Raw genomic sequence first — 25,469 nt, forward strand, 5'->3', positions numbered from 1 at the left:
TTACTTCGCTCCTGGTCGTCCGACGATCAGGGGATGGACACGGCCGCTTGCACCTGCCTCGGATCCGAGACCCTGAGGATCGGCGACACCGGCCAGGCGTATGTCCAGTTCGCCGGTCCACTCGCGGGTCAGTTCGGCGTCCATGGCGTCGAGGCGTTCGAGGAGCGGAGCGTGCTGATCCACCGGGCACGCTGCCAGCAAGGTAGTGAACACGGCGCGCAAGCGGCGCTGCACCTGAGCGGAATTGGTACTGAAGTGCCGAATTTCGTCGGTCGCGATGGACACGTAGTCCGTCCAGGTTCTCTGCTGCCCGCGGATTCGGGTCAACGTGGACGTCGCGGAGTCGGCATGCACCCGCGGTGCCAGCAGAACGAGCAGATCCTCGATGTGGTCGAGAGCTTGGACCGCGCGGCCAGGATCGTTGATAGCCGGCGACAGTGCCTTGAGCGCAATATCGACAATGGATTGGATTGCCGCGGCCGGACCGACTACGGGACCGTGAGTGTCACCGAAAACCAGGCACGACATCAGAGAATCCGGACGGATCGCCATCGAGGTGCCACGGACTTCGAACAGCGGCGCGTTCTGGGCGACAAATTCTCCGATGCCGGGCACGACTGCGATGCTGACCCCCCACTTCGATGCCAACCGCTCCAGTCGCGGCAGGTTGATCGCCAGCAGTATGCGCCCGTTGGGGGAGAGGTGTCGCAGTCGGACGATCAAGAGGTCTGCGGAGTCGTCGTCGGCCAGTGCGGGATTGGCGACTACGGGTGCAGCAGTTGCGTCCTGCGTCGACTCGTCGTAATGCGGGTACGAGCGAACGATTGCGCTTCGTCCTTCGGCTGCGATCCACCGCAGAAGGCGACTGGAATTGAGAATCGAGCCAACTCGGGACACCAGTGCAATAAACAGAATGGCGCTGATGATCGCAAGAAACAGCGCCGTGTACGTGGATATCTGGGGAGCTGAATGTTGGGTGTTGAGAGCAAGATCGAGGGCAACGATGATCGAGTAGACAAATGTCGCGAGAAACATCCCGATGGACCATCGCATGACTCGCTGCTGAGCCAGCATCGGCACCACTCGCACCGATATCTGCGAAGCGCCGAATTGCATGGCCAGTGTGATCGCAGTGAACACCAGACCGGTGAGGGTGATCATTCCACCGGCAATCACGCTCAGCAGAGTTGCTGTAGCTCCCGGATCCACGGCATATTCGAGCGAATCAGAACCGAAGCCGTCGAATACCGAACTGTCGAGATCGATAAGCGTGTCGGCCAAGAAGAATGCCGCGACGACAAGCAGAACGGGTAACCGCCACACGGGGACGGTGCGAAGCCGTCTGCGGGTACGACGCCACCGCAGTGCGTCGGATAGCCGCCACTTCGGAGTCGTAGCCGGGGGCTCGGGTGTCGACACCGTGGTCGGTTCAGCTGCTGCTGAAGGGATTGGTTCCGGTACCCCGAAACTCCCCGAGACGCTTTCCTGGAATCGAATTTTGGCTTTGATCAGTGGTTCCCTGACGCGTTGCTCGCGAGCGACCGCGCGAGACATCTTCGCCGGCTTGTCGCGATACCGGGATCTGGCCCACGGCGCACCCGGTCGGCTCAGCCGGATTGCGCCGACGATGAGGAGCGGCGGGAAAAACAATCCGATCAAACCGGTCCACAACTTGCCTTTGAGAAGTGTGATCATCGCGAGTGCCAATTGGAGTATCAGCGCGACAACAATTGCAATGAGGGTTGCGATACTGCGATCTTCCTCGTACGGGTCGAACTCGCCGGCAAACCCGATCGGATGGACGCCGAACAAGAAAAGAAAGGAAATGGCGATCGCCACGAAGACCGCATCTATCGACGACCGACCTTCTTCGGCCCAATAGACATCACGCAAATGCAGAACCAGCGCATATTCGTCGAGAACCAAGGCGCTACCGATTCCGAACACCGACGCGAGCACACAATTGGCGACCGGGGTGTGGAAATCCGCCAATGCGATAAAGGCAAACCCGGAGACGAGCATCATCATCAGCCCGAACACCATGTGATGGATATGCATGCCGCCCGGCGTGACATTGCCCGGCCACCACGACACCTCGGCGCGGATCATGCGCACACTGAATCTGATGAACAGAAAGGTAAGCAGGAACGCGACCAGCAGGAAGAACAACGGTAGTCGTCCGGTATCGACGACCGTGTGCTCGAACCATGCCTTCACTACGTCAGCATGACAGGGTTTTCCGCAGGTATTCTCGCAAAACGCTCAATTGGAAACTGGCCTGTGTCTGAATCTTGCCGGGGCCGCGCTACTGTCGAGAAATGGTGAACGCGGATTTACTGGATCGGGCCCATGTCGAATCAGCCTTTTCGACCTTCGAACCGCGGTCTGTCGACCTCGACGGGCGCAGGTTGGCATCTGTGGTCTTTGCCCTGATGCGAGATGCCGACGGCACATCGGTGTTCCCGCTGACCAAGCGGCCGAGCAAAATGCGCGCGCACCCCGGTCAATTCGCCCTGCCAGGCGGGAGCGTCGACGCCGGTGAAACACCCGAAGAAGGCGCCCTGCGCGAACTCTCCGAAGAACTGGGGCTGACCGCCGCGACGTCCGACATCATCGGCCGCCTCGACGATTACGTCACACGCTCAGGCTTCGTGATCCGCCCGTTTGTCGTGTGGTCGGGCGCCGAGATCGAAAAATTGGTACCCAACCCGGACGAGGTTGCGTCGTTGTACGCGGTCACATCAGCCGAACTCGATGTGGACCCGCGTTTCGTGTCGATCGAGGAGTCTCCGAATCCTGTGGTGCAGTGGCCGTTTCGAACCAGCCTCGTGCATGCTCCGACCGGTGCCGTCGTCTACCAACTCCGGGAAGTTCTCAGTGGGCGGCACACCCGGATCGACAACCTCGAACAACCCGTCTTCGCCTGGCGGTAACAACACCCGCACGGCGCGAGCGACCCTGGGCACGCACGAGGGGCGGCCATGAGCAAAATGTCGCAAGTGCTGTGGAAAGCTGGCACCACGGCGCCGCAACGGCGGGCAGTTCGATGCGGAGTGCGGAACAATACGAGGTGTGTGCAGTGACATCAGGTGAACAGGAACTTGTCGTGACAGATCGAGTTCTGACGGTTCCCAACATTCTCAGCATGGCTCGCCTGCTGCTGCTCCCGGTGTTCGCTTACCTGCTCTTGGTGACACATTCTGACGGGTGGGCGCTGGCGCTGCTGATGCTCACCGGATTCACGGACTGGCTCGACGGCAAACTGGCGCGGATTCTCGATCAGAGCTCGAAATTGGGCGCTGTTCTCGATCCATTGGTCGACCGCTTGTACGTCGTGACGACGCTCGTGACGTTTGTGGCCCGCGACTTCATCCCCTGGTGGGTCGCAGCGATCCTGATCGGCCGGGACTTGATCCTTGCTCTCACTCTTCCGATCTACCGCAGACGCGGCCTCCCGCCGCCCGAGGTCATCTATCTCGGCAAAGCCGCGACATTCCTGCTGATGTTTGCGTTGCCGCTGATACTGGCCGGCCACGGAGATTGGCCGATCGCCGGATTCACTCACGCTTTCGGTTTTGCCTTCCTGATCTGGGGAACAGTCCTGTACGTGTGGACCGCCGTGATCTACGTGCTCAAAGCTGCCCGGATTGCGCGGACCTACGAGGTTGTACCCCGATGAAAAGAACGGGGGAGGACGTGCGCCGCAACCCGGTGCCGTCACTGCTCCGGTCGCTGATGACCGAACACCTCGATCCCGGATACGAGGCTGCAGCACTCGAACGAGAACATGAACACAGCAAGAACTCCATGCCCCGAACCGGGCCGTGGCTGGCTCTGGGCGGACTCCTGCTCGGTTTTGTCCTGACAGTCTCAGCGGTCTCGGCAGCTGGGCAGGTGTCCGGCACCGAAGATCTCCGTTCCGATCTCGTTGCGAAGGTACGTGCGACCGAAGATCAGATCGACGATCTGGACGCGACTCGGGACTCCCTCACCGAGCAGGTCGACGCCGCCCGAGCCACCGCATTGGCCGGAGACACCGAAGGCAACCAAATTCTCGGGGAACTGCGCGGCGTCGAATCCGAAGCGGGCGCCGAAGCCGTACACGGCGAAGGCATCACCGTCACCCTCACCGACCCGGCTGGGCGCCCCAATCTTTCCGACGCATCGCAACGCAGCGTCGGGGGAAAGAGCGTCGTACTCGATCGAGATATACAGAGTGTGGTCAACGCACTGTGGGCCGGCGGCGCCGAGGCCGTTGCCGTGGGCGGCGTGCGCATCGGCCCGACGGTGACGATCCGTCAGGCCGGCGGCGCGATGCTGGTCGACAATCAGCCCGTCTTCTCGCCGTACGTCGTCGAGGCGATCGGTGACTCTCGTGCGTTGCAGCGAGAATTTGTCGTGAGCGATGCCTACCTGCGGATGTCCAGCATCGCGCAGCTGTACGGCGTCGGTTTTGCTGTGGCCGAGGATAATTCGATGAGCCTTCCGCCCGCCGCAACGCGCCCGGTGCGCGTTGCGACTGAACCGATAGGACCTAGATAGATGGAGCGAGTTCGATGAAGGCCGGTTCCGCCCTGTACGGACTCGCCGCGTTGGTGATCGGCATCGTCCTGGGTGTTGTCTTCAGCCCACAGGTGCCCGACGCATTCGCGCCGTATCTTCCGATTGCCGTTGTAGCCGCACTCGATGCGGTATTCGGTGGCTTGCGGGCGTACTTGGACGAGATCTTCGACGCCAAGGTATTTGTCGTCTCGTTTGTCTTCAACGTTCTTGTCGCCTCGCTGATCGTCTGGCTGGGTGATCAGCTCGGAGTCGGCACGCAACTCTCGACGGCCATCGTAGTGGTCCTGGGGATTCGAATCTTCGGCAATGCAGCGGCACTGCGTCGCCGGCTGTTCGGAGCGTGAGACATGGCTGACGCGGTCAGGAAGCACGACGAGGGACGACACGAGTTGCGACCGGTGAACAAGCACCGAAGCAACGTGGTGTTCGCAATTCTTGCGACAGTTCTGCTCGGTGTTCTGGGAGTGGCAATCGCAACTCAGGTGCGCAGCACCGTTGCGGGGGACTCGCTCGATTCTGCGCGCCCCGCCGATCTCCTTGTGGTTCTCGACAACCTGAATCGGCGCGAAGCCGCGCTGCGACAGGAAGTCTCGGAGCTCGAGGATTCTCTGGCGACATTGCGGCGCAGCGGAAGCACCGACGCGGCTCTCGGTGAAGCGCAGGCCCGATTGAATGCCCTCTCCGTCCAGGTGGGGACAGCGCCGGCGAGCGGTCCTGGCGTCACCATGACGTTGACCGATCCGACGGGTGGTGTCGGGCCGGAGGTGATTCTCGATCTGATCCAGGAACTACGTGCCGCCGGAGCCGAGGCTATTCAGATTGCCGGAGCCACAGGCGAACCGATCCGGATCGGCGTGAACTCGTGGGTCGGTGGCCGCGGCGGTGACATCGAAGTGGACGGAACCAAGATCGCAGCGCCGTACACTGTGAGCGCGATCGGCGATCCGCCGACTTTGGCAGCGGCATTGAACATTCCGGGCGGAGTGTTCGACAACGTGTCACGGGGCGGCGGAAGTTCCACCGTCGAGCAATCACAGCAGGTCACGATCTCCGCCTTGCGACAATTGAATCCGCGCCAATACGCTCAACCCGGAAATTGAATTTTTGCGTCCGGAACTTTCGGGCGGCATGTGAAAGGAAGCCACTGTGAGTGAGCTCGATACACCTACCGATCTGCGTTACACCGCGGAGCACGAGTGGGTGAAGCGAACCGGCCCGACATCTGTTCGAGTGGGTATTACCGACTTCGCTCAGTCACAGCTCGGAGATGTGGTGTTCGTTCAGCTCCCCGCCGCGGGAGAAGACGTCACCGCTGGCGAATCGCTCGGTGAGGTCGAATCGACCAAGAGCGTATCCGACATCTTTGCGCCGTTCACCGCGAAAGTTATTGCGGCTAACAGCGAATTGGACGGTGCTCCCGAACTCGTGAACACCGATCCGTACAACAACGGTTGGCTCGTCGATCTCGAGGTTGCCGACGAAGCCACTTTGGACAGTGCGATTTCGGAGACCTTGGATGCTGCGGGATACACCGCACTGACGTCCAGCTAGGGCTTGACTGCCGACCCGTTGTGTCGCGGCCAGTCTCGCTGCACACAAGGGTGCGCGCAGGGTACGGTCGTGGGGTACGCATGTGCCAAGTCGGGGTACAGGTCGTATCTGTAAGTGACTGTGAAAGATGCTCGAGAAAAAAGTGCACTGCGTAGTCCAGTGATTTCTGATCTGGACGATTGATCGAGGAGGAGAAACAGTGAGCGAGAACGGTAACGACGCGGGCTACGGGGAGACGCCGGCGGAGACCACATCGGTATTCCGTGCAGATTTTCTCAACGAGCTCGACAACTCCTCAGCAGCACCGGCCGCCGAGCAGCCGGTTTCAGGTGTCGAAGGTCTACCTGCCGGCGCGGCTCTGCTCGTCGTCAAACGAGGACCAAACGCGGGATCGCGTTTCTTGCTGGATCAGCCGACCACGTCGGCAGGTCGCCACCCGGACAGTGACATCTTCCTCGACGATGTGACGGTCAGCCGCCGCCACGCCGAGTTCCGGCAGGAAGAAGCCGAATTCCACGTCGTCGACGTCGGAAGCCTCAACGGCACGTACGTCAACCGTGAGCCTGTCGATTCGGCAGTGCTGGCCAACGGCGACGAGGTGCAGATCGGTAAGTTCCGTCTGGTTTTCCTCACCGGCCCGCGTTCCGGCGGTTCGCAGGTGGGCGAGGCGTCAGCAGGTGCTGGTAGCTAATGACGGCATTGCGGCAGCAGAGCCAGCCGGGGATGTCTATCGGCTCCGTGCTGGATCGGTTGCGTCCAGATTTTCCCGACGTGACGATTTCGAAGATTCGTTTCCTCGAGTCCGAGGGCTTGATCAGCCCACAACGGACGCCGTCGGGATACCGCAGGTTCTCCATCGAGGACTGCGAGCGTCTTCGCTACGTACTGACCGCTCAACGTGATCAGTACCTGCCGCTGAAAGTCATCAAGGAACAACTCGAGGCGATCGACAGTGGTGCCGCGACGGTCAGCGCAGACAACTCTGCGCCGCGACGTCCGCGCGTCCTGTCGATCGCTCCGGGAGAAGTATCGCCCGAGGTTTTCCGGGTGGATCGAGAAGTCCGAGTGGGTCGGGCGGATCTTCTCGCTCGCGCGGACATCGACGATCGATTCCTGACCGACCTCATTCGCACCGGCCTGATCGTGCCAGGCGCTGCCGGATTCTTCGACGAAGACGCAGTGACGTTGGCCCGGACAGCCAAGGCGATGGCGGAATACGGTTTGGAAGTACGACATCTACGTGCGTTCAAGTTGGCTGCGGATCGTGAAGCCGGGTTGGTTACCCAGATCGCCGGACCGGTAGCCAAGGGACGTGATGCGGGTGCCCGTGATCGAGCCGAGGAAATGGTTCGAGAACTGGCAGCATTGTCGTTGACATTGCATACATGCCTGGTCAAATCAGCAGTCCGCGGAAGTCTTGATCGCTGAGTTCTCGATCATCTCGTTCCACGCGAATAGAATCTCAGTACGGTCGTGAATTCGGCCACCAGGGTCATTTCAGGTTGGAGGCAAGCTCGATGGGCGAAATGCGTGTGATCGGAGTTCGTGTCGAGCAGCCCCAGAATCAGCCGGTTTTATTGCTCCGCGAGTCAGATGGTGATCGGTACCTTCCGATCTGGATCGGGCAGACGGAAGCCACGGCGATCGTTCTGGAGCAACAGGGAGTCGAGCCGGCGAGGCCGCTCACACACGACCTGATCAAAATACTGATCGAATCCTTCGGCCGCAGTCTGCAGGAAGTCCGCATCGTGGATCTGCAAGAAGGCACGTTCTATGCCGACCTGGTTTTCGACGAGCAAACTACGGTCTCCGCTCGTCCGTCGGATTCCATCGCGTTGGCACTTCGGATCGGGGTCCCGATCTTTGCCTCAGAATCAGTCCTTGCCGAGGCGGGATTGGTCATTCCTGACGAGCGTGAAGACGAGGTGGAGAAATTCAAGGAATTCCTGGACACGATCTCGCCGGATGATTTCAAGGCAACTGACGGTTAGCCGAACGTTTCCGAGACTGGCTTGAGGCTTCAACTCTCAAGTAGAGGTTTAGTCTCGTTCGGCGTGTTGCGTTGACCAAAATCGCGCCGGGGTCTTACCGTTGCGAGCGGTGAAGATCGTTGAGCCTTGAAATAGAGTCTGGTCTTGGTGCTCTGTCGGGGCGTACTCTAGGTAAGTCCACTCGTGGAATTACGTGCCTCGGATTCACTGCTTCGAAATGTTCGGTGGTTCGAGATCGGCTGACGCGGGTATCCGTTTCTGTTCGGGTATCAGACTCTGCCGCATAGCACAGCGTGATGACACGATGGCGTATCGAGAAGGAGACGGCAGTGGAAGAACAGTCGAACGTAGGCAAGGCGGAGAATTCCGGCGTCGCTGAACTGACTGCAGATCCGGCTGCCCAACCCATGTCGGAAGAGTTGCAGCCGGGATTGTTCCCGGACGACTCCATTCCTGACGATCTTGTCGGCTACCGCGTTCCCATCGCATGCCAGATCGCCGGCATCACCTACCGTCAGCTCGATTACTGGGCACGGACCGCACTGGTCGTCCCGTCCATCCGTGGCGCGGCCGGCTCCGGCAGCCAGCGTTTGTACTCGTTCAAGGACATTCTGGTTCTCAAGATCGTCAAGCGATTGCTCGACACCGGAATCTCTTTGCAGAACATCCGGGTGGCCGTCGATCACCTGCGTCACCGCGGCGTTCGCGATCTCGCCAACATCACTCTGTTCTCCGACGGGACCACCGTCTACGAGTGCACGTCCCCCGAAGAGGTCGTAGACCTGCTCCAAGGTGGGCAGGGAGTATTCGGTATCGCCGTCAGCGGCGCGATGCGTGAACTCACCGGAACCATCGCCGACTTCCCGGCCGAGCGTGCGGACGGCGGCGAAAGTGATCCGAATCCCGAAGACGAATTGGCGTCGCGCCGCAAGAATCGCGTGAGCCGCAAGACCGGATAGTGTTCCGGGCGTCACACCCGCTCGGTCGATGTGGTGGCGACGGAAGGTCGGCCGGTCAACTAGACTGGTCCACGCGTCGCCGGCGTACGGGAGAGCCTCGGGTAGTGCTTCACACACCAGTCTTCGATTTGCGGACTTGTCGTGAGCGTTATCAGGGCGCCGAAGGAGCAATACCTCCCCGTCAATCTCTCAGGCACCAAGGACCGTACGGGCTCCGACGCCTCTGGAAAGCGGTGGGATAACCCACCCGCCGACGGGGAAAGGCTGTGGTTCCGCCGGCATGGTGGATCACTACCGAATCTCTCAGGCGCTCGTTGTCGAGCAGGCGACAGAGGGGGAGGAACACACCGCAGTCGGTGTGTGTCCTGATCCTCCGATCTGCCTGGGAGTTGTCGTGATCGACGCTGCAAGCCGTAATTTTGCCGACCGCCATGTCGGTCCGAACGCCGCGGAACTCGCGCGCATCCTCGAACTCATCGGGGTCGACTCCCTCGACGATCTCGCAACCAAGGCCGTCCCGTCGGTCATTCTCGACGCCGCACCCGGTGGAATCGCTGCCGGACTCGACGCATTGCCGTTGCCGGTCGGAGAGCACGAAGCGCTCGCGGAACTGTCCGCCCTCGCTGCCCAGAACACTGTCGCCACGTCGATGATCGGCCTCGGCTACTTCGATACGTTGACACCGCCGGTGTTGTTGCGCAACATCATCGAGAACCCGGCCTGGTACACCGCGTACACGCCGTACCAGCCCGAGATCAGCCAGGGCCGCCTCGAAGCCCTCCTCAATTTCCAGACCATGGTCGCCGATCTTTCCGGCATGGAGCTCGCCAACTCGTCCATGCTCGACGAGGCCACCGCCGCTGCCGAAGCCATGACGCTCCTGCGCCGCGCGAACCGCAGCAAGTCCCCACGCTGTGTCGTCGACGAGGACCTGTACCCGCAGACCCTTGCTGTCATCGAGACGCGCGCCGAGCCGCTCGGCATCGAGATCGTCTCCGCTGACCTCACTGCCGGACTGCCCGAGGGCGATTTCTTCGGTGTCATCGCCCAGATCCCGGGCGCTTCTGGACGCGTTGTCGACTACACCTCGATCATTGCGGAAGCTCATGAGCGCGGCGCACTGGTTGCCGTCGGTGCCGACCTACTTGCGATGACGCTCATCACCTCGCCCGGTGAGCTCGGTGCGGACGCGTGCTTCGGCACCACCCAGCGCTTCGGTGTTCCCATGGGTTACGGCGGACCGCACGCCGGTTACCTGGCGGTGCACTCCAAGCTCGCGCGTCAGCTGCCCGGCCGTTTGGTCGGCGTGTCCATCGACGCGGACGGAGACAAGGCGTATCGCCTGGCGCTGCAGACGCGTGAGCAGCACATTCGCCGTGAGAAGGCGACGTCCAACATCTGCACCGCTCAGGTGCTCCTCGCCATCCTGGCCGCGATGTATGCGAGCTACCACGGCGCCGAGGGACTCAAGGCGATTGCCTTGCGCGTCGCTGCCCGGGCGCACGCGTTGGCAAACGGTTTGCGTGAGGGCGGCGTGACCGTTGTCCACGATTCGTTCTTCGACACCGTGCTGGCTCAGGTTCCGGGCAAGGCGGCCGACGTTGTCGCTGCCGCAAAGGAATCCGGAATCAACCTGCGTCTGGTCGACGCCGATCATGTCGGCATCTCCTGCGACGAGGCCACCACCGCCGATCACGTTCTCGCGGTGCTCGACGCTTTCGGTATCGACGACGCTGTTGTTGCCATCGAAGCAGAGGGCAACTCGGTTCCGGCTGATCAGGAGCGTACGTCCGACTACCTGCAGCACGAAGCCTTCACCCGTTACCGTACGGAAACAGCGATGCTTCGCTACCTGCGCGCGCTGTCCGACAAGGACATTGCGCTCGATCGCAGCATGATCCCGCTGGGTTCGTGCACCATGAAGCTCAACGCGACCGCCGAGATGGAATCCATCACGTGGCCCGCGTTCAACGCAATCCACCCGTTTGCGCCGACGTCCGACGCACCCGGATTGCTCAAGATCATCAAGGACCTCGAGGACTGGCTGGTCGCGGTCACCGGCTACGACAACGTCAGCCTCCAGCCCAACGCCGGAAGTCAGGGGGAGTACGCGGGCCTGCTCGCGATCCGTAACTACCACCTCAGCCGCGGCGACGATCACCGCGACACCTGCCTCATCCCGTCGAGTGCTCACGGCACCAACGCGGCTTCGGCCGTCATGGCCGGGATGCGCGTCGAGGTTGTTGCGTGCCGCCCCAACGGTGACGTCGACGTCGACGATCTGCGCGCGAAGATCGCCGATCATGCCGAGCGTCTCGCCGCGATCATGATCACCTACCCGTCCACCCACGGTGTCTACGAGCACGAGATCTCCGACATCTGCGCAGCAGTTCACGACGCCGGTGGCCAGGTGTACGTCGACGGCGCCAACCTCAACGCGCTTGTCGGCCTTGCTCGTCCGGGCCGATTCGGCGGCGACGTCAGCCACCTGAATCTGCACAAGACCTTCTGCATCCCGCACGGCGGCGGGGGACCCGGCGTCGGCCCGATCGGTGTTCGCTCGCACCTGACGCCATTTTTGCCCGGACACCCGATGGCCCCCGAACTCGGTGGTAGAGGCACGATCTCGGCAGCGCCGTACGGCAGTGCGTCCATCCTGCCCATCACCTGGACCTACATCCGGATGATGGGTGCTCAGGGCCTGCGCCGCGCCAGCCTGACCGCCATCGCGTCGGCAAACTACATCGCGCGTCGACTCGACGAGTACTTCCCGGTTCTCTACACCGGCGAGAACGGCATGGTCGCGCACGAGTGCATCCTCGACCTGCGCGGTCTGACCAAGGACACCGGCGTGACCGTCGACGACGTCGCAAAGCGTCTCGCCGACTACGGTTTCCACGCTCCGACCATGAGCTTCCCCGTGGTCGGCACCTTGATGGTCGAGCCGACCGAGAGTGAAAACCTCGAGGAAATCGACGAGTTCTGCGACGCGATGATCGCCATTCGCGGCGAGATCGATCGCGTGGGAGCCGGTGAGTGGACTGTGGAGGACAACCCGCTTCGCGGCGCTCCCCACACTGCCGGAAGCATCGCGGCGCAGTGGGATCACCCGTACTCGCGTGAGATCGCAGTGTTCCCGCGCGGTAAGGCTCGTCCCAAGGTGTGGCCGTCCGTGCGTCGTATCGACGGTGCACACGGCGACCGCAACCTGATCTGCTCGTGCCCGCCGATCGAAGCGTTCGCAGGCAACTAAGGCGTGTGCCCGCCGGAGACCATCAGTTCTCGCGAACGAGTTCGAGGACGGTGATCTCCGGCGGCGCGCCGACGCGCACCGGCGGACCCCACGCTCCGGCGCCGCGCGTTGTGTACAGAACGGTATTGCCGATCGTGTCCAGGCCCTGCACCGAAGGTTGTTGCAGCGGGACGAGATAGCGCAGCGGCCACATCTGTCCGCCGTGCGTGTGCCCGGACAGTTGCAGATCGATGCCCATCTCCGACGCTTCGAGCGCTTGGCGGGGTTCGTGGGCGAGCAGCAACGCAAACGTGTTCGGATCGTGCCCGTTCAGTGCTGCTGTCAGATCCGGCTCGTACGGGGCCGGTGACGTGTAGTCGTGGATACCCACGATGTCGATGGTGTCGCCGCCACGCTCGATCGACGCTCGGCTGTTACGAAGCGTGGTGATCCCCAAGGTTTCCCACACGTCGAGCCACTTGCCGCCGTCGTCGGCGTAGAACTCGTGATTGCCACTGACCCCGAAGATCCCGTCCGGCGCATGAAGATCGGCGAGCGGCCCAAGATCGGGAGCAACCTTCGCGACTGTGCCGTCCACGAGGTCACCGCCGATCGCAATCAGATCGACATTCTGCGAGTTCACGATCTCGACCACCTTGCGGGTGAAGTCGACTCCGCGGGCCGGGCCAACATGCAAGTCGGTGATCAAGGCAATCCGGTAGCCGTTGAAGCCTTCGGGCAGGCGGGCCAACGGCACCCGAATCCGGGAGACCTTCGGGTTCGACGCCTCGTACACCCCGTATGCGGCAGTGCCCAACGCCGCAACCGTGACTGCAGCGGTTGCCAACTGCAAAGTACGACGCTTCGCCGGATCCACCTCAGGTTCCTCACGGCGTCTACGCGCCAGACGATTGACCCCGGCGCACACTCCGATGATCAGCAGCCCCGGAATCAGATACAACCACGAAGCCAACCAGACCCACCCGAGAAACCCGACCGGGCGGGCCCACGACGTGGCGAAGACCTCGCCGCTGCCCATGCCGATGAGCGTCAGAACGGCCAACAGCACCAATGCGGTGTCGGTGATGCGGGCCCACCGCGTCGGCATGCCGGTTGCCCGGACCAGCCTGCGGCGTAGAAACCAGGTGAGAAGCGCGAGAACAACGGCAAATACTGCGATCCGCGCCATCAGGACAGCAGTTCCGCGACTGCAGCCGACATCGCGGCGGAGTCATCCGGGTTCACGCGAATCAATGTTCCACCAGTTCTGTCGGAGACATCTTGCAGCGTGGCGGCATCGCCACTGGAACCGATAACCAGAATGTCGACCCGCACCGGGCGAGCTGGATCGGTTGCCGAAGCGATGGCGCTGAGGAGTTCGGCGCGTGTCATCGTCGACTCGTCGGTGGCAGCAGAGGTGACCAGCAGAACGGAGTTGGTTCGATCGGCGTCGTATCCGGTTGCCGCGTCTTTGTACGCTGCGGCCAGCGCGGGGTACTTCGATGATTTTCCTTCAGCGCTGAGACTGCTCATAGCGGCGGTGAGTTTGGTTCGTTGATCAGCATTGAGGGGTGCGCCGGGAACGATTACACGCTCCGCTGCCGCGGCGTCGGAACCGGGGAACGCGTGCACCGCGACGTCGGAGGCGTCCGGGCTGCGGACCAACTGAGACTCGATCGCCGCACCGGCTGCGGACAAGTTGGCGCTCATCGACGTCGAGGTATCCAGCAGGATGGTTGCGCTGCGAACGGAAACAGGGTTGGCGACAACAGCGTTCAGAGCAGTGGCAGTTTCCGCCGATGCGGGCGTCAGGGTTGAGGTGATCTGCGCAGGTTCGAGTGCACCCAGATCTGGGACACTCTTACCCTCGACGCGGAATCCGGCGTCGACGAAGATCTGGGACTGCTCCGCGTCGCGCATGAACTCGGAGAACTGTGCGGCGGCGCGTGCGGCGGTTTCGTCGATTCCGCCGCCCGCGACGATCACCGCCGGATAGTCCGCGAGCGGAGTTGCGCCGCTCGGGGAAAATGCCGTCATGTCAGCGTTGGCAGACTGGGCGATCGACTGTTCGATGGCCGGGACGGCGGTGACAGTGGCAGGGGCGCCGCTGGTGAGGGCGGCTAGTGCGTCGGCGGTGGTGGCGGGCGGCGTCGGGAGGGATTGAAACTGTGACGCGAGAGGGCTCAATGCCGATGTGACTTGGCTGGACTGAGCCTGTTCGAGGGTGACCGGTCCGGAACCCGCGCCGGCCACGGCCGCGGCAATTGCCTGCGTTGCCATGACGGTCTGCGGGCTGCCAACCGGAAGTGCGAGTGTTGTGTCACTGAGGGACTGCCATCCCGCGTTCGCGGACTCCAGCGAAGTTGCTGTCTCCGGCGCAACCGCCAGCACAACCGGCGAGTTCGCGATCGACCGTGGCTCTCCGTTGATCACGGCTTTACCGGACAGTGGGGCGAGTTCGAAAGAACTGGTCGGAATCCACAGATTTGGGCGCGGTCCGAGCGCGGCGGAATCCCATTCGGCGCCTGCTGCCAGGGCATTTGCCATTAATGGCGATGGAACCGCATTGATTGCAGTGGTGATGCAATGATCTCGGATCACCGGTGAAGTGTCGGTGAATCGCTTGGCCAACTGCTCGACCTGCGGGGCAATCGACGGATCAACCGTGATGTCGAGCGTCCGGTTGCCCTCGACGCACGTCCCCGCTGCTTGCTGACCTTGATCGTCGATGCGATTACCGAGGGCCTTCCACCCGAAGAATCCGGCCACGATCAGGACGACCGCCACGACAACAAGGATCGGCCCCTTACTGATACCTCTGGCGCCTGACCCGCCGCGATGTTCGCCCACGTACGCTGCCCTACCTTGCTCACTCGACGATCTCTGCCGAGAGCCAGTCTAGTGACGAATCTTCGGGGCCAACGCGAACAGCCTCGACACCGGGAGCGGCGTCGAGGCTGTTCGAGTTGAGCGAGGTGAAATCAGGCGTTGGCGGCCTTGTACTCGCGGCGGCGGCGATGCAGGATCGGCTCCGTGTATCCGCTGGGCTGCTTCGCGCCTTCGAGGATCAGTTCCTTCGCGGCCTGGAAGGCGATGTTGGAATCGAAATCAGGTGCCATGTTCCGGTATTCCGCGTCGCCCTCGTTCTGGCGGTCGACAACCGGTGCCATGCGCTCGAGCGCGCTCACGACATCGGTCTCGCTGACGATGCCGTGACGCAGCCAGTTGGCGAGCAGCTGGCTCGAGATGCGTAGCGTTGCGCGGTCCTCCATGAGGGCGACATCGTGGATGTCGGGAACCTTGGAGCAGCCGACGCCCGCGTCGATCCACCGGACGACGTAGCCGAGGATGGACTGGCAGTTGTTGTCGAGTTCTTCCTTCTTCTCCGCGTCCGTCCAGTCGGTGCTGGGGGCGAGCGGAATGGTCAGGATGTCGTCGACGCTCGCGCGCGGCTTACCCTTCAGGCCGTCCTGAACCGCGAACACGTCGACGCGGTGGTAGTGCGTCGCGTGCAGGGTGGCGCCGGTGGGCGAAGGCACCCAGGCGGTGTTGGCGCCGGCCTTGGGGTGGCCGATCTTCTGCTCGAGCATGTCCGCCATCAGTTCGGTCATGGCCCACATGCCCTTGCCGATCTGAGCCTTGCCCTGCAGACCGCAGGCCAGGCCGGTGTCGACGTTCCAGTCCTCGTACGCGCCGATCCACTTCTGCTTCTTCATCTCGGCCTTGCGCACCATCGCGCCGGCTTCCATGGAGGTGTGGATCTCGTCGCCGGTGCGGTCGAGGAAGCCGGTGTTGATGAAGACAACGCGGTCGACGGCTTCCTTGATGCAGGCAGCGAGGTTGACCGTCGTACGACGCTCTTCGTCCATGATGCCGACCTTGAGCGTGTTCGCCGGAAGACCGAGGACCTGCTCGACACGGCCGAACAGTTCGGTGGTGAAGGCAACTTCCTCGGGACCGTGCTGCTTGGGCTTGACGATGTAGATCGAGCCGGTGCGGCTGTTGTCGAGCGGGCCGTTGGCGTCGCTGATCGACAAGCCGTGGACAGCACAGGCGCTGGTGATCAACGCGTCGAGAATGCCCTCGGGAACCTCGTTGCCGTCGGCGTCGAGGATCGCCGGGTTGGTCATGAGGTGACCGACGTTGCGGACGAACAGGAGTGAACGACCGTGCAGGCTGAGTTCGCTGCCGTCGACGGCCGTGTACTTACGGTCGCCGTTGAGCGTGCGGGTGAAGGACTTGGCGCCCTTCTTGATCTCCTCGGACAGATCGCCGCGGTTCAGGCCCAACCAGTTGCGGTAACCGACGACCTTGTCGTCGGCATCGACAGCGGCGACCGAATCCTCGAAGTCCATGATCGTGGTGACCGCGGATTCGAGAACGACGTCCTTGACGCCGGCCGCGTCGGTGCTGCCGATCGGGGAGGACGCGTCGATCTGGATCTCCGCGTGCAGTCCGTTGTTGCGCAGCAGGATGCTCGTCGGTGCGTTCTTGTCGCCGAGGTAGCCGACAAACTTTTCCGGCTGGGCGAGCGTGGTGACAGTGCCGTCCGCGAGGGTGACCTTGACGTCAGTGCCCTCGATCGAGTACTTGGTCGAATCGGCGTGCGATCCCGACGCGAGAGGTGCTGCCGCGTCGAGGAACTCACGAGCCCAGGCGATGACCTTGTCGCCGCGGACCTTGTTGTAGCCCGAACCCTTTTCGGCGCCGTTCTCCTCGGAGATGGCGTTTGTGCCGTAGAGCGCGTCGTACAACGAACCCCAGCGAGCATTGGAGGCGTTGAGCGCGAAGCGGGCATTGAGGATCGGGACGACCAACTGCGGGCCCGCGGTTGAGGTGATCTCGGTGTCGACGTTGGTGGTCGTCACGGAGAACTCGGCGGGGGTGGGCAGGAGGTATCCGATTTCCTGCAGGAACGCCTTGTATGCGGCGGCGTCGATGGGAGCGCCGGCCTGGTTGCGATGCCACTGATCGATCTGCGCCTGCAGATCGTCGCGCTTGGCAAGCAGGGCGCGGTTCTTCGGCGCGAGCTCGGTGATGACCTTGTCAGCGCCGGCCCAGAAGGTCTCGGCATCTACACCGGTGCCTGGCAGAGCCTCCTCGACCACGAAGTCGTAGAGAACCTTGGCAACCTGCAGACTGCCGACCTGAACGCGCTCAGTCATGAATAGCCTCACTTTTCCGAAATCGGAGCACCACGACGGGTGCCATGAACCACAATCAATGTTACTCGTGAGTATCTCGCAGGTGGACAGAGCCTCGATGGATACATCACAACCGGCCTGCGGAGATCTCGAAACCGCTACGACGCAGACGTTCGACCAGGACATCCCCCAAGGCTGTGGCCGGGGTGAGGACGCCTGCAGCGTTGGGTAATGCTGCGTTATCGGGCAATTCTGCGTTGCTGACAGCAAGACTCAGCGCTGATTCGCCGAGCATCACTGCGGTAGCACTATATCCCGGGTCGCCTTTGGCCCGGACACGCGAGGTGTAGCGCGCGCCCGTTGTGGTCACCGTGAATACGTCGAGGGTGAAGTGGCCTTTGCTCTGAGTTTCCTCGCTTGGTCCCTCGCCCGGGGACGGCAGAACCTTGTCGAGGAGGAAACGCGTCGGCGGCAGTGCGAGGCCTGCGATCAAGGCGCCAAGTCCCACGGCAACGCCGCCGGCGATCACCGGTGAGACCACCGACGAACCGACGTTCATCACCTCGGTGTACTTGAACTTTCGGCCGTAGGCCCACTCGCGAAGGGCATTGCTGCGTCGCACGACTCGGGTGTTGTAGGACGCCATGAAGAAGGGCGCCTTCCAGCCGTGCAGCGACGGATCGATCTTTCGGCCGTCGACCACCGTGGCGTCACTCTGCTTTCCCAGATCGGGTTCGCTGGCGCGATCGGGGCTCAGCGAGTACGGCGAGGCCGCGAGTTTCCGCAACCGTGCATCGTGTTTCGACACGTCGATCTGCGTGCGGAGTGAATCGATGGTCCCGCCGCTGACGCCGCCGCGCAGTGACGTGACCACCAGCGTGGTGTCCGTCAACTCCCCGGCGCCGTCCGCTTCGATCAGCTTGTGAAGAACATGGACCCCAAGATCGGAAGGGACGGAATCGAAGCCGCACGAATGGACGATGCGGGCACCTGTCGACACGGCAAGTTCGTGATTGGCGTCGATGCTCTCGCGGTGGAAGAGAACCTCACCGGTGAGGTCGACGTAATGGGTTCCCGCGGCGGCGCATTCGTGAACCAACTGATGGCCGTACTTGGCATACGGACCGACCGTCGTAGCTACGACGCGCGTTCGTTCGGCAAGCGCCTTCAAGGCGGTCGAATCATCGGCGTCGGCGACAACGAGGGGGAGTTCGGCTGCCGCAGCACCCAATCCGGCCCGCACGGCGGTCAGCTTCTCGAGGGAACGCCCGCCGAGGCCGATCTTCGTTCCGGCGGGTGCATGCTGAACGAGGTATTCGGCAAGGAGTTTGCCGACGAAGCCGGTAGCTCCGTAGACGATGATGTCGAGTTCGCGCTCGGGTCGACTGTCGATATTGCGGTCACTCACGGGTCCGGTCATGTAGTCAGCCTACAAATGCGGGACCCGAATGCGTGTGAGTGAGCTCACTCCGCAGGTAGTGGTTCCTTCACGACGAGGATCGGAACCTCGACTTCGAGCAGTAGCCGCTGCAGCGGGCGCTCGAGTAGGAACTTGCCGATCGGGGACATACGACGCGTTCCCACGATCAACAGATCGGCTTCGACGGCATCGACCAACTCGACCAGCGCGGTCACCGGATCGCCGTCGTGTTCTGTGGTGCGGAGCTCCCACGGAGTCTGCGCGAATCCTCCGGCGTCCAGTGCCGATTGGATCTCGCCGCGCAAAGCCGCGCTGTCTTCGTCAGTGTCCGGGACATTGACGTCGTCGAGTACGTGCAGCACGACAAGTTGCTCACGCCGATTCACAGATTCTCGTGCTCCGTGGACAATTGCCGCGCGGCCCTCCGGGCTGTCCTTGTGTACGACGGCAATCGTCATGGTTCCTCCGAGGCAGTGGGCAGTGTCGGGGTCCATTATCGCGCGGTATCGCCGGGCACTACCTCAAATGCGGTACTCGACACGGCGTATACGGGGTGTCGAGATCGCCACATCGAGACGGTGAGGTGTGTGCGGTCACCTCTCTCACCAGGGTGAGGGCTTGTAGTCCTTGAGGAAGCAGCCATGGATGTCGACGCCCAGTTCGCCCTGAACGATGGGGTCGTAGACGCGGGCGGCGCCGTCGACAAGGTCGAGCGGAGCGTGGAAACCCTCGTCGGCGAGGCGCATCTTGGTGAAGTGGGGGCGCTCGTCGGTGATCCACCCGGTGTCGACGGCAGTCATGAGGATGCCGTCCTCGAGCATTTCCTTGGAGCTGGTGCGAGTGAGCATGTTCAGTGCTGCTTTCGCCATGTTGGTGTGCGGGTGACCAGGACCCTTGTACGCGCGGCTGAACTGGCCTTCCATCGCGGAGACGTTCACGACGTACTTACGACGCGCTGCTGCTGCCGCCATCGACGGGCGCAGGCGCGAGACCAGAATGAACGGAGCAACCGAATTGCAGAGTTGCACTTCGAGAAGCTCGATCGGATCAACTTCCTCGACGGTCTGAACCCAGCTGTTGGTGTGTGCGAGGTCGGGGAGGAGTCCGCCGGCATCGATGGCGATGCCCTGCTCGATGCGATCGGGTGACGCGGATTTCGCGACCAGCGCGAGCGAGCTGACTGCGTCAGCGGAGAGATTTCCGGACGTGATGGCTGCGACGTCGGACAGTGAGCCTGCGAGCGCTGCGGGATGCGCGTCGCTGGTTTTGCCGAAGGTCACGACATCGGGGAGTTCGCCCGCCGGCAGTGCGCCGGATTCGGCGTCGACCAGAGCGCCGTACGCGCCGGGGGAGCGGCGCACGGTCTGGGCGGCGTTGTTGATCAGGATGTCGAGAGGGCCTTGTGCTGCAACGGAATCGGCAAGGGCGACTACCTGCGCAGGGTCGCGGAGATCGATGCCGACGATGCGAAGGCGATGAATCCAGTCGGCGCTGTCTTCCATCGCTTTGAAGCGCCGGATCGCGTCGTTGGGGAATCGCGTGGTGATCGTCAGGTGGGCGCCGTCGCGCAGGAGGCGAAGCGCGATGTACATGCCGATCTTGGCGCGGCCACCGGTCAGGAGTGCGCGGCGTCCGGTCAGGTCTGTGCTGGCGTCACGCTTGGCGCGGGAAGTTGCGGCGCAGTCCGGGCACAACTGGTGATAGAACGCGTCGACCTGGGTGTAGCGCTGCTTGCAGATGTAGCAGGGACGCGCCTTGATAAGGGTGCCCGCGATTGCCCCGGCAGTGTTGGACGTGATGGGGATGCCGGCGGTTTCGTCGTCGATTCGATCCGGTGATCCCGTCGCTGTTGCGGCGACGACACTGCGGTCGGCTTCGTTGACCGCCGCACGCGAGGCGAGGCGACGCTTCTTCTTGAGTCGTTTGAACAGATGGCCGACGGCACGCTGCATGATGATCGAGTCGGGATGCTCGTCGTCGAGTTCGGCTGCTTCGCGCAGAACCTTCAAGCAGATTTCGAGTTCTGCGGGGTCGAGTCCGGCCAGTTCTGCTCCCGCAGATTCTGTATCCGTTACGTCGAACTGCCGTGTGTCTGTATCCACGTGAACTTCTGTTCCATCTCGATCGCCGCTCGCGCGGTCTGTTCCCGGTGTGGGAACTTGGCCTTTTACGAGAAAAGCTCCGGTTCAATGAACCGGAGCTTTTCCTGTCTGTCTCAACACAGAGTGTCCGAGGGGGGACTTGAACCCCCACGTCCGTTAATAGGACACTAGCACCTCAAGCTAGCGCGTCTGCCATTCCGCCACTCGGACTCGGCCCCGATTTCTCGGTGCTGGGAAAGAGTATCCGATGCTGTCCCGCTCTCCCAAATCGCGTCGGCGGTGTGGACGTTTGTCCTGTTCAGGCGTGTCAGCTGCCGCTGCCGAATGGTCCCGGATTCGGAGCGACGGGGTAGGCCGCGACGTCCATGATCACCGAACCGTCGCAGGGCCCGCCGTAGATGTCGGTGCGCCACGAACCGACCAGGGTGCCGTCTGGCTGCGGCGTGTAATAGGCCAAGGAATGAGCCGGCGCCATCACTTTGGGTACACCCTCACCCTGATAGCAGTCCCATTCCCAGTCGTACGGATGAACCCAACTGGTGCCGTCCCACGTGTATTGCGCAGGCTGAGGCAAAGTCGGATTAGCCGGCGCCGGCCCGGCGATCACGGTGGCGACACAGGGTTCGGCGGAGCAATCGGTTTCGAAAGTGTAGATATCGGAGAAGTCCGGTTCCCACTGACTCGCCGCGAGACTGGTGCCCGTTTTCGAGGCTGCGAACCGCTTGACCGAGTAGTCACCGTCCCAGGTCTGCGTAGCGGCTCCCGCCGGCATTGCCGTGACAATCACGGACGTACCGAGCAACGCTGCGACCAGCAGTGATTTGCGCATAAACGAGTCAAGCACACGGAATGTCCGGATTTCCGGCATTCGGTACATAGTGAACAAAAAATGACCCCAGCTTCATCAGCTGGAGTCATTGGTTGTTTATTCGAGTGTCCGAGGGGGGACTTGAACCCCCACGTCCGTTAATAGGACACTAGCACCTCAAGCTAGCGCGTCTGCCATTCCGCCACTCGGACTCGGCCCCGATTTCTCGGTGCTGGGAAAGAGTATCCGATTCGGTGAGGTTGCCCAAATCGCCAGGTCGGACCACGTCCATGCCGCCGCGGCGGGTGTTTCGGTGGTAGGAAAGTGACATGTCCTTATCGCCGAATAACTCAGGTCCTTCTCGCGCTGAAAGCGAAGTTGTCGAACTTGTCAGCTCACTGATCCGGTTCGACACATCCAATACGGGAGAACTCGAAACAACCAAGGGTGAACGGGCGTGCGCGGAATGGGTCGCCGCCCAACTTCAGGAAGTGGGATACGAGACCGAGTACGTCGAATCCGGCGCGCCCGGACGCGGCAATGTGTTTGCCCGCTTGAAAGGCGCCGAGTCCGGCCGTGGGGCTCTCATGCTGCACGGGCACTTGGACGTCGTCCCGGCCGAGCCCGCCGACTGGAGTGTTCACCCCTTCTCCGGCACCGTGCAGGACGGTTACATCTGGGGACGTGGCGCCGTCGACATGAAGGACATGGTCGGGATGATCCTGGCCCTGGCGCGGCAGTTCAAGGCAGAGGGAACAGTGCCGCCGCGTGATCTTGTGTTTGCCTTTGTCGCCGATGAAGAGGCAGGCGGCAAGTACGGCTGCCAGTGGCTTGTGGAGCACCGTCCGGATCTGTTCGAGGGCGTCACCGAAGCAGTCGGTGAAGTGGGCGGATTCTCGCTGACCGTTCCGCGTCCGGACGGAACCGACCGTCGGCTGTATGTCGTGGAGACCGCGGAAAAGGGACTTGGCTGGATGCGGCTCACCGCAAAAGGCCGAGCCGGACACGGCTCCTTCCTGCACGACGACAACGCAGTGGCAACGTTGGCCGGTGCGGTGGCCCGCCTGAGCGCGCATGAATTCCCGATCGTGATCTCCGATTCGGTCGCGGAGTTCCTGACCGCGGTCGGCGAGGAAACCGGGCTCGACTTCGACCCGACGTCACCGGACATCGACGGGACACTCGCGAAGCTGGGGAGCATCTCCAACATCATCGGTGCAACGTTCCGCGACACCGCCAATCCGACCATGCTCAAAGCCGGTTACAAGGCGAATGTCATTCCTCAGACAGCCGAGGCTGTCTTCGACTGCCGTGTGCTTCCCGGCCGTCAAGCCGAGTTCGAGCGCACCGTCGACGCCCTGATCGGACCCGACGTCACCCGAGAGTGGATCACGAAACTCGACTCGTACGAGACAACGTTCGACGGTCATCTTGTCGACGCGATGAACGACGCAATCCTGGCCCATGACCCAGGCGCGCGCACTGTGCCGTACATGCTCTCCGCGGGCACCGACGCAAAGGCCTTCGCGAAGCTCGGGATTCGGTGCTTCGGGTTTGCGCCGCTGCAGTTGCCGCCGGAACTCGATTTCACCGCGCTGTTCCACGGCGTCGACGAGCGGGTGCCGGTGGACGCACTACTGTTCGGAACACGCGTGCTGGAACATTTTCTCCGCAATTCCTGAACGCGTGGACAGTCACCGAGTACAAGAAACAGAGAGGATTCGCATGGCTTACGATCCGTACGAACCATTGCCGAAGCTCCCGAGCTTCGAGCTGACCAGTGAAGACATCACGGCCGGTGAGCCGCTGAAACTTGCGCAGGCGAGTGGCGCTTTCGGCGTCCCCGGTGGGCAGGACATCTCGCCGCAGCTCTCCTGGTCGGGTTTCCCCGCTGAGACGAAGAGCTTTGTGGTCACCGTGTTCGATCCGGATGCTCCGACGGCGTCGGGATTCTGGCATTGGGCCGTAGCGAACATTCCCGCTTCGGTCACCGAACTGCCTGCCGGTATCGGCAGTGCGGACAGCACTGACCTTCCCGCGGGAACCGTGACTCTGCGCCACGACGGCGGCGGATTCGGTTTCATCGGTGCAGGCCCGCCTCCCGGGCACGGCCCGCATCGCTACATCGTCGCGGTACACGCGCTCGACGTGGACAAGCTCGACGGAGTCACGGCTGATTCCTCGCCGGCATTCCTCGGGTTCAACGTGTTCCAACACGCAATTGCGCGTGCAACGCTGACCGGGACGTTCGAGGTCGCATAACGCACTGTGCGCCTTTGTTAACCGCCCGCGGTTAACAAAGGCGCACAGCGTTCAGCGGGGGTTTTCCGCCCCGACGGCCTGGCTGATCGACGAGAAACCAGCCGCGCGAACACGCTTCGCGATTCCCTTGTGAATGCTGCGCGCCCAGAACGGGCCGCCGTAGATGAAGCCGGTGTAGCCCTGCACCAAGGTTGCACCCGCCAGAATCCGCTCCCACGCCTGATCAGCTGTTTCGATACCGCCGACAGAGATGATGGTGAGCTTGTCGCCAACCCGCGCGTACAGCCGGCGAAGTACCTCGAGTGAACGGTCCGCGACGGGAGCGCCCGAGAGTCCACCGGCGCCGATCGCGGCTACCTCCGCGTCCGGGGTTTTCAAACCGTCACGGCGAATTGTGGTGTTCGTGGCCACGATGCCGGCCAACCCGAGTTCGATAGCCAGGTCTGCGACGGCGTCGACGTCCTCGTCGGACAGATCAGGCGCGATCTTCACCAGCACCGGGATATGGACCGTATCGAGTACGGCCTGCAGGAGCGGGCGCAGCGACTCGACGGCTTGCAGGTCACGCAACCCGGGGGTGTTCGGTGAGCTGACATTGACGACCATGAAATCGGCGAGCGGCCCGAGCAATTGGGCGCTGGCGGTGTAATCGGCGGGCGCGTCCGCGGCGTCGACGATCTTGGTCTTGCCGATGTTCGCGCCGATCGGCACAGTGACTCGGCGCTGACGGAGGAAGTTCGCGGCATGTCCGGCGCCGTGATTGTTGAATCCCATCCGGTTGATCAGTGCACGGTCGGCAGGCAGGCGGAACAGTCGTGGCTGCGGATTGCCGGGCTGAGCCTGCGCGGTGACGGTGCCGATTTCAGCGAATCCGAAACCGAGCGGACCCCAGGCGTCGACGCCGGTTGCATCCTTGTCGAAGCCCGCGGCCAAACCGAGTGGGGCGGGAAATGTCAGTCCGAATGCCTCACTACGTAGTACCGGATCGTCGAGAACAAGAACCTTCGCCACGAGCCACCGGATCGGTGCAAACCGAGTCACCAGTTTCATCGCGGTGAAGGCCAGGTGGTGGATGCGCTCCGGGGGTAGCCGAAACATCAGGCTCAAGAGCAGTTGGTACACGATTCTCCTGCTTGTCTGGTGAGATCTTCGATGAAGCGGGCGGCTCAGTGAGCAATGCCGTCCGGGTTGTCCACGTGCAACGGTGTCTTCTTGCGCCGCAGAAGGACCCGACGGCTGCCGTCGGGATAGAGCCGCACCTGCGAGAGTTCCCAACCGCCGAACTCCGCGGAAATTGCCAGGCGCATCGACGCCGTCACTCGTGAGACGTGGGGCGGAAGTTGCAGCGGCAGATAGTCGAACACATCGTCGGACATGTCCCACTGTGGTGACGGAGTGCGTCGCAGATGTGGCGATCCACCGTTGTGCCGCTGCATC

The 25,469-nt window shown here is 62.5% G+C and carries 23 protein-coding genes, 2 tRNA genes and 1 riboswitch; of the genes, 13 read left to right on the forward strand and 12 right to left on the reverse strand.

All coding sequences use genetic code 11. The annotated features are described in order from the left end of the window. Window positions 1-2,217, reverse strand: a complete 2,217-nt coding sequence (locus R4P64_RS15885; protein WP_317821675.1) for a DUF2254 domain-containing protein — start codon at window positions 2,215-2,217, stop codon at window positions 1-3. A gap of 101 nt (window positions 2,218-2,318) precedes the next feature. Here R4P64_RS15885 and R4P64_RS15890 point away from each other — a divergent pair, with 101 nt between their 5' ends. From R4P64_RS15890 to gcvP, 11 genes are all read left to right on the forward strand, one after another. Continuing rightward, complete coding sequence (locus R4P64_RS15890) at window positions 2,319-2,933, forward strand: NUDIX hydrolase (protein WP_033231907.1); 615 nt, start codon at window positions 2,319-2,321, stop codon at window positions 2,931-2,933. A gap of 212 nt (window positions 2,934-3,145) precedes the next feature. Beyond that, complete coding sequence (locus R4P64_RS15895; RefSeq protein WP_371851319.1) at window positions 3,146-3,679, forward strand: CDP-alcohol phosphatidyltransferase family protein; 534 nt, start codon at window positions 3,146-3,148, stop codon at window positions 3,677-3,679. After that, the gene (locus R4P64_RS15900; protein WP_092807691.1) at window positions 3,676-4,542 is read left to right on the forward strand and encodes a DUF881 domain-containing protein; all 867 of its coding nucleotides are present in this window, start codon (window positions 3,676-3,678) and stop codon (window positions 4,540-4,542) included. The genes R4P64_RS15895 and R4P64_RS15900 overlap by 4 nt, the downstream gene beginning before the upstream one ends. Window positions 4,543-4,556: 14 nt before the next feature. Then, window positions 4,557-4,907: a small basic family protein gene (locus R4P64_RS15905; RefSeq protein ID WP_033231909.1), complete on the forward strand. Its 351-nt coding sequence runs from the start codon at window positions 4,557-4,559 to the stop codon at window positions 4,905-4,907. Between the two features lie 3 nt (window positions 4,908-4,910). Beyond that, a complete protein-coding gene (locus R4P64_RS15910; RefSeq protein WP_317821678.1) occupies window positions 4,911-5,663 on the forward strand; it encodes a DUF881 domain-containing protein in 753 nt (250 codons plus the stop codon). A gap of 46 nt (window positions 5,664-5,709) precedes the next feature. Beyond that, window positions 5,710-6,114: a glycine cleavage system protein GcvH gene (gene gcvH, locus R4P64_RS15915; RefSeq protein WP_033231911.1), complete on the forward strand. Its 405-nt coding sequence runs from the start codon at window positions 5,710-5,712 to the stop codon at window positions 6,112-6,114. Between the two features lie 199 nt (window positions 6,115-6,313). Next, window positions 6,314-6,805 carry a glycogen accumulation regulator GarA gene (gene garA, locus R4P64_RS15920; protein ID WP_033231912.1) on the forward strand — a complete coding sequence of 164 codons (492 nt, stop codon included), beginning with the start codon at window positions 6,314-6,316 and terminating at the stop codon, window positions 6,803-6,805. Continuing rightward, entirely contained in the window at window positions 6,805-7,542 is a 738-nt protein-coding gene (locus R4P64_RS15925) for a MerR family transcriptional regulator (protein WP_033231913.1), read from the forward strand. The genes garA and R4P64_RS15925 overlap by 1 nt, the downstream gene beginning before the upstream one ends. Window positions 7,543-7,631: 89 nt before the next feature. After that, window positions 7,632-8,105 carry a bifunctional nuclease family protein gene (locus tag R4P64_RS15930; protein ID WP_033231914.1) on the forward strand — a complete coding sequence of 158 codons (474 nt, stop codon included), beginning with the start codon at window positions 7,632-7,634 and terminating at the stop codon, window positions 8,103-8,105. Window positions 8,106-8,512: 407 nt separating this feature from the next. Further along, window positions 8,513-9,064: a MerR family transcriptional regulator gene (locus R4P64_RS15935; RefSeq protein ID WP_230590041.1), complete on the forward strand. Its 552-nt coding sequence runs from the start codon at window positions 8,513-8,515 to the stop codon at window positions 9,062-9,064. Between the two features lie 213 nt (window positions 9,065-9,277). After that, a riboswitch (glycine riboswitch) is annotated at window positions 9,278-9,406 on the forward strand. Window positions 9,407-9,458: 52 nt separating this feature from the next. Further along, window positions 9,459-12,317 carry an aminomethyl-transferring glycine dehydrogenase gene (gene gcvP / locus R4P64_RS15940; protein WP_317544155.1) on the forward strand — a complete coding sequence of 953 codons (2,859 nt, stop codon included), beginning with the start codon at window positions 9,459-9,461 and terminating at the stop codon, window positions 12,315-12,317. 22 nt (window positions 12,318-12,339) lie between these two features. Here the strand turns inward: gcvP and R4P64_RS15945 are convergent, their stop codons facing one another. From R4P64_RS15945 to R4P64_RS15985, 9 genes are all read right to left on the reverse strand, one after another. Continuing rightward, a complete protein-coding gene (locus R4P64_RS15945; protein ID WP_317821682.1) occupies window positions 12,340-13,485 on the reverse strand; it encodes a metallophosphoesterase in 1,146 nt (381 codons plus the stop codon). Continuing rightward, window positions 13,485-15,146 (reverse strand): hypothetical protein, encoded by a 1,662-nt coding sequence (locus tag R4P64_RS15950; protein WP_317821684.1) that lies wholly within the window; start codon window positions 15,144-15,146, stop codon window positions 13,485-13,487. Before R4P64_RS15950 ends, R4P64_RS15945 begins: the two co-directional genes overlap by 1 nt. Window positions 15,147-15,277: 131 nt before the next feature. Continuing rightward, the gene (locus tag R4P64_RS15955) at window positions 15,278-17,461 is read right to left on the reverse strand and encodes a malate synthase G (protein ID WP_045067852.1); all 2,184 of its coding nucleotides are present in this window, start codon (window positions 17,459-17,461) and stop codon (window positions 15,278-15,280) included. A gap of 106 nt (window positions 17,462-17,567) precedes the next feature. After that, window positions 17,568-18,860, reverse strand: coding sequence for a saccharopine dehydrogenase family protein (locus tag R4P64_RS15960; protein WP_045067851.1), 1,293 nt, complete (start codon window positions 18,858-18,860; stop codon window positions 17,568-17,570). A 44-nt stretch (window positions 18,861-18,904) separates the two neighbouring features. Then, window positions 18,905-19,318, reverse strand: a complete 414-nt coding sequence (locus tag R4P64_RS15965; RefSeq protein WP_033232182.1) for a universal stress protein — start codon at window positions 19,316-19,318, stop codon at window positions 18,905-18,907. 144 nt (window positions 19,319-19,462) lie between these two features. Beyond that, entirely contained in the window at window positions 19,463-20,905 is a 1,443-nt protein-coding gene (locus R4P64_RS15970) for an SDR family oxidoreductase (RefSeq protein ID WP_084702887.1), read from the reverse strand. Between the two features lie 181 nt (window positions 20,906-21,086). After that, window positions 21,087-21,172, reverse strand: a tRNA-Leu gene (locus R4P64_RS15975). A gap of 97 nt (window positions 21,173-21,269) precedes the next feature. Next, window positions 21,270-21,791 (reverse strand): hypothetical protein, encoded by a 522-nt coding sequence (locus R4P64_RS15980; RefSeq protein WP_072782541.1) that lies wholly within the window; start codon window positions 21,789-21,791, stop codon window positions 21,270-21,272. Between the two features lie 105 nt (window positions 21,792-21,896). Beyond that, window positions 21,897-21,982, reverse strand: a tRNA-Leu gene (locus R4P64_RS15985). 117 nt (window positions 21,983-22,099) lie between these two features. Between R4P64_RS15985 and R4P64_RS15990 the strand changes: the two genes are divergently transcribed. Then, window positions 22,100-23,452: a M20/M25/M40 family metallo-hydrolase gene (locus R4P64_RS15990; RefSeq protein ID WP_045067849.1), complete on the forward strand. Its 1,353-nt coding sequence runs from the start codon at window positions 22,100-22,102 to the stop codon at window positions 23,450-23,452. Window positions 23,453-23,495: 43 nt separating this feature from the next. Continuing rightward, entirely contained in the window at window positions 23,496-24,032 is a 537-nt protein-coding gene (locus R4P64_RS15995) for a YbhB/YbcL family Raf kinase inhibitor-like protein (protein ID WP_045067848.1), read from the forward strand. A 51-nt stretch (window positions 24,033-24,083) separates the two neighbouring features. Here the strand turns inward: R4P64_RS15995 and R4P64_RS16000 are convergent, their stop codons facing one another. Together R4P64_RS16000 and R4P64_RS16005 are read right to left on the reverse strand one after the other, a co-directional pair. Further along, the gene (locus tag R4P64_RS16000; RefSeq protein WP_317821689.1) at window positions 24,084-25,154 is read right to left on the reverse strand and encodes a quinone-dependent dihydroorotate dehydrogenase; all 1,071 of its coding nucleotides are present in this window, start codon (window positions 25,152-25,154) and stop codon (window positions 24,084-24,086) included. A gap of 44 nt (window positions 25,155-25,198) precedes the next feature. After that, the gene (locus R4P64_RS16005) at window positions 25,199-25,468 is read right to left on the reverse strand and encodes a DUF5703 family protein (protein ID WP_033231923.1); all 270 of its coding nucleotides are present in this window, start codon (window positions 25,466-25,468) and stop codon (window positions 25,199-25,201) included. Between the last annotated feature and the right edge of the window lies 1 nt (window position 25,469).

This window comes from Rhodococcus sp. IEGM 1366 (genome assembly GCF_033142425.1).
Taxonomy (GTDB): domain Bacteria; phylum Actinomycetota; class Actinomycetes; order Mycobacteriales; family Mycobacteriaceae; genus Rhodococcus_F; species Rhodococcus_F globerula.

What these genes read in the sequence shown, in the direction of transcription:
- R4P64_RS15890 (WP_033231907.1), top strand. Translation starts at nt 2,319, where the DNA reads ATGGTGAACGCGGATTTACTGGATCGGGCCCATGTCGAATCAGCCTTT.
- R4P64_RS15895 (WP_371851319.1), top strand. Translation starts at nt 3,146, where the DNA reads ATGGCTCGCCTGCTGCTGCTCCCGGTGTTCGCTTACCTGCTCTTGGTG.
- R4P64_RS15900 (WP_092807691.1), top strand. Translation starts at nt 3,676, where the DNA reads ATGAAAAGAACGGGGGAGGACGTGCGCCGCAACCCGGTGCCGTCACTG.
- R4P64_RS15905 (WP_033231909.1), top strand. Translation starts at nt 4,557, where the DNA reads ATGAAGGCCGGTTCCGCCCTGTACGGACTCGCCGCGTTGGTGATCGGC.
- R4P64_RS15910 (WP_317821678.1), top strand. Translation starts at nt 4,911, where the DNA reads ATGGCTGACGCGGTCAGGAAGCACGACGAGGGACGACACGAGTTGCGA.
- R4P64_RS15925 (WP_033231913.1), top strand. Translation starts at nt 6,805, where the DNA reads ATGACGGCATTGCGGCAGCAGAGCCAGCCGGGGATGTCTATCGGCTCC.
- R4P64_RS15930 (WP_033231914.1), top strand. Translation starts at nt 7,632, where the DNA reads ATGGGCGAAATGCGTGTGATCGGAGTTCGTGTCGAGCAGCCCCAGAAT.
- R4P64_RS15935 (WP_230590041.1), top strand. Translation starts at nt 8,513, where the DNA reads ATGTCGGAAGAGTTGCAGCCGGGATTGTTCCCGGACGACTCCATTCCT.
- R4P64_RS15945 (WP_317821682.1), bottom strand. Translation starts at nt 13,485, where the DNA reads ATGGCGCGGATCGCAGTATTTGCCGTTGTTCTCGCGCTTCTCACCTGG.
- R4P64_RS15955 (WP_045067852.1), bottom strand. Translation starts at nt 17,461, where the DNA reads ATGACTGAGCGCGTTCAGGTCGGCAGTCTGCAGGTTGCCAAGGTTCTC.
- R4P64_RS15960 (WP_045067851.1), bottom strand. Translation starts at nt 18,860, where the DNA reads ATGACCGGACCCGTGAGTGACCGCAATATCGACAGTCGACCCGAGCGC.
- R4P64_RS15965 (WP_033232182.1), bottom strand. Translation starts at nt 19,318, where the DNA reads ATGACGATTGCCGTCGTACACAAGGACAGCCCGGAGGGCCGCGCGGCA.
- R4P64_RS15980 (WP_072782541.1), bottom strand. Translation starts at nt 21,791, where the DNA reads ATGCGCAAATCACTGCTGGTCGCAGCGTTGCTCGGTACGTCCGTGATT.
- R4P64_RS15990 (WP_045067849.1), top strand. Translation starts at nt 22,100, where the DNA reads ATGTCCTTATCGCCGAATAACTCAGGTCCTTCTCGCGCTGAAAGCGAA.
- R4P64_RS15995 (WP_045067848.1), top strand. Translation starts at nt 23,496, where the DNA reads ATGGCTTACGATCCGTACGAACCATTGCCGAAGCTCCCGAGCTTCGAG.
- R4P64_RS16005 (WP_033231923.1), bottom strand. Translation starts at nt 25,468, where the DNA reads ATGCAGCGGCACAACGGTGGATCGCCACATCTGCGACGCACTCCGTCA.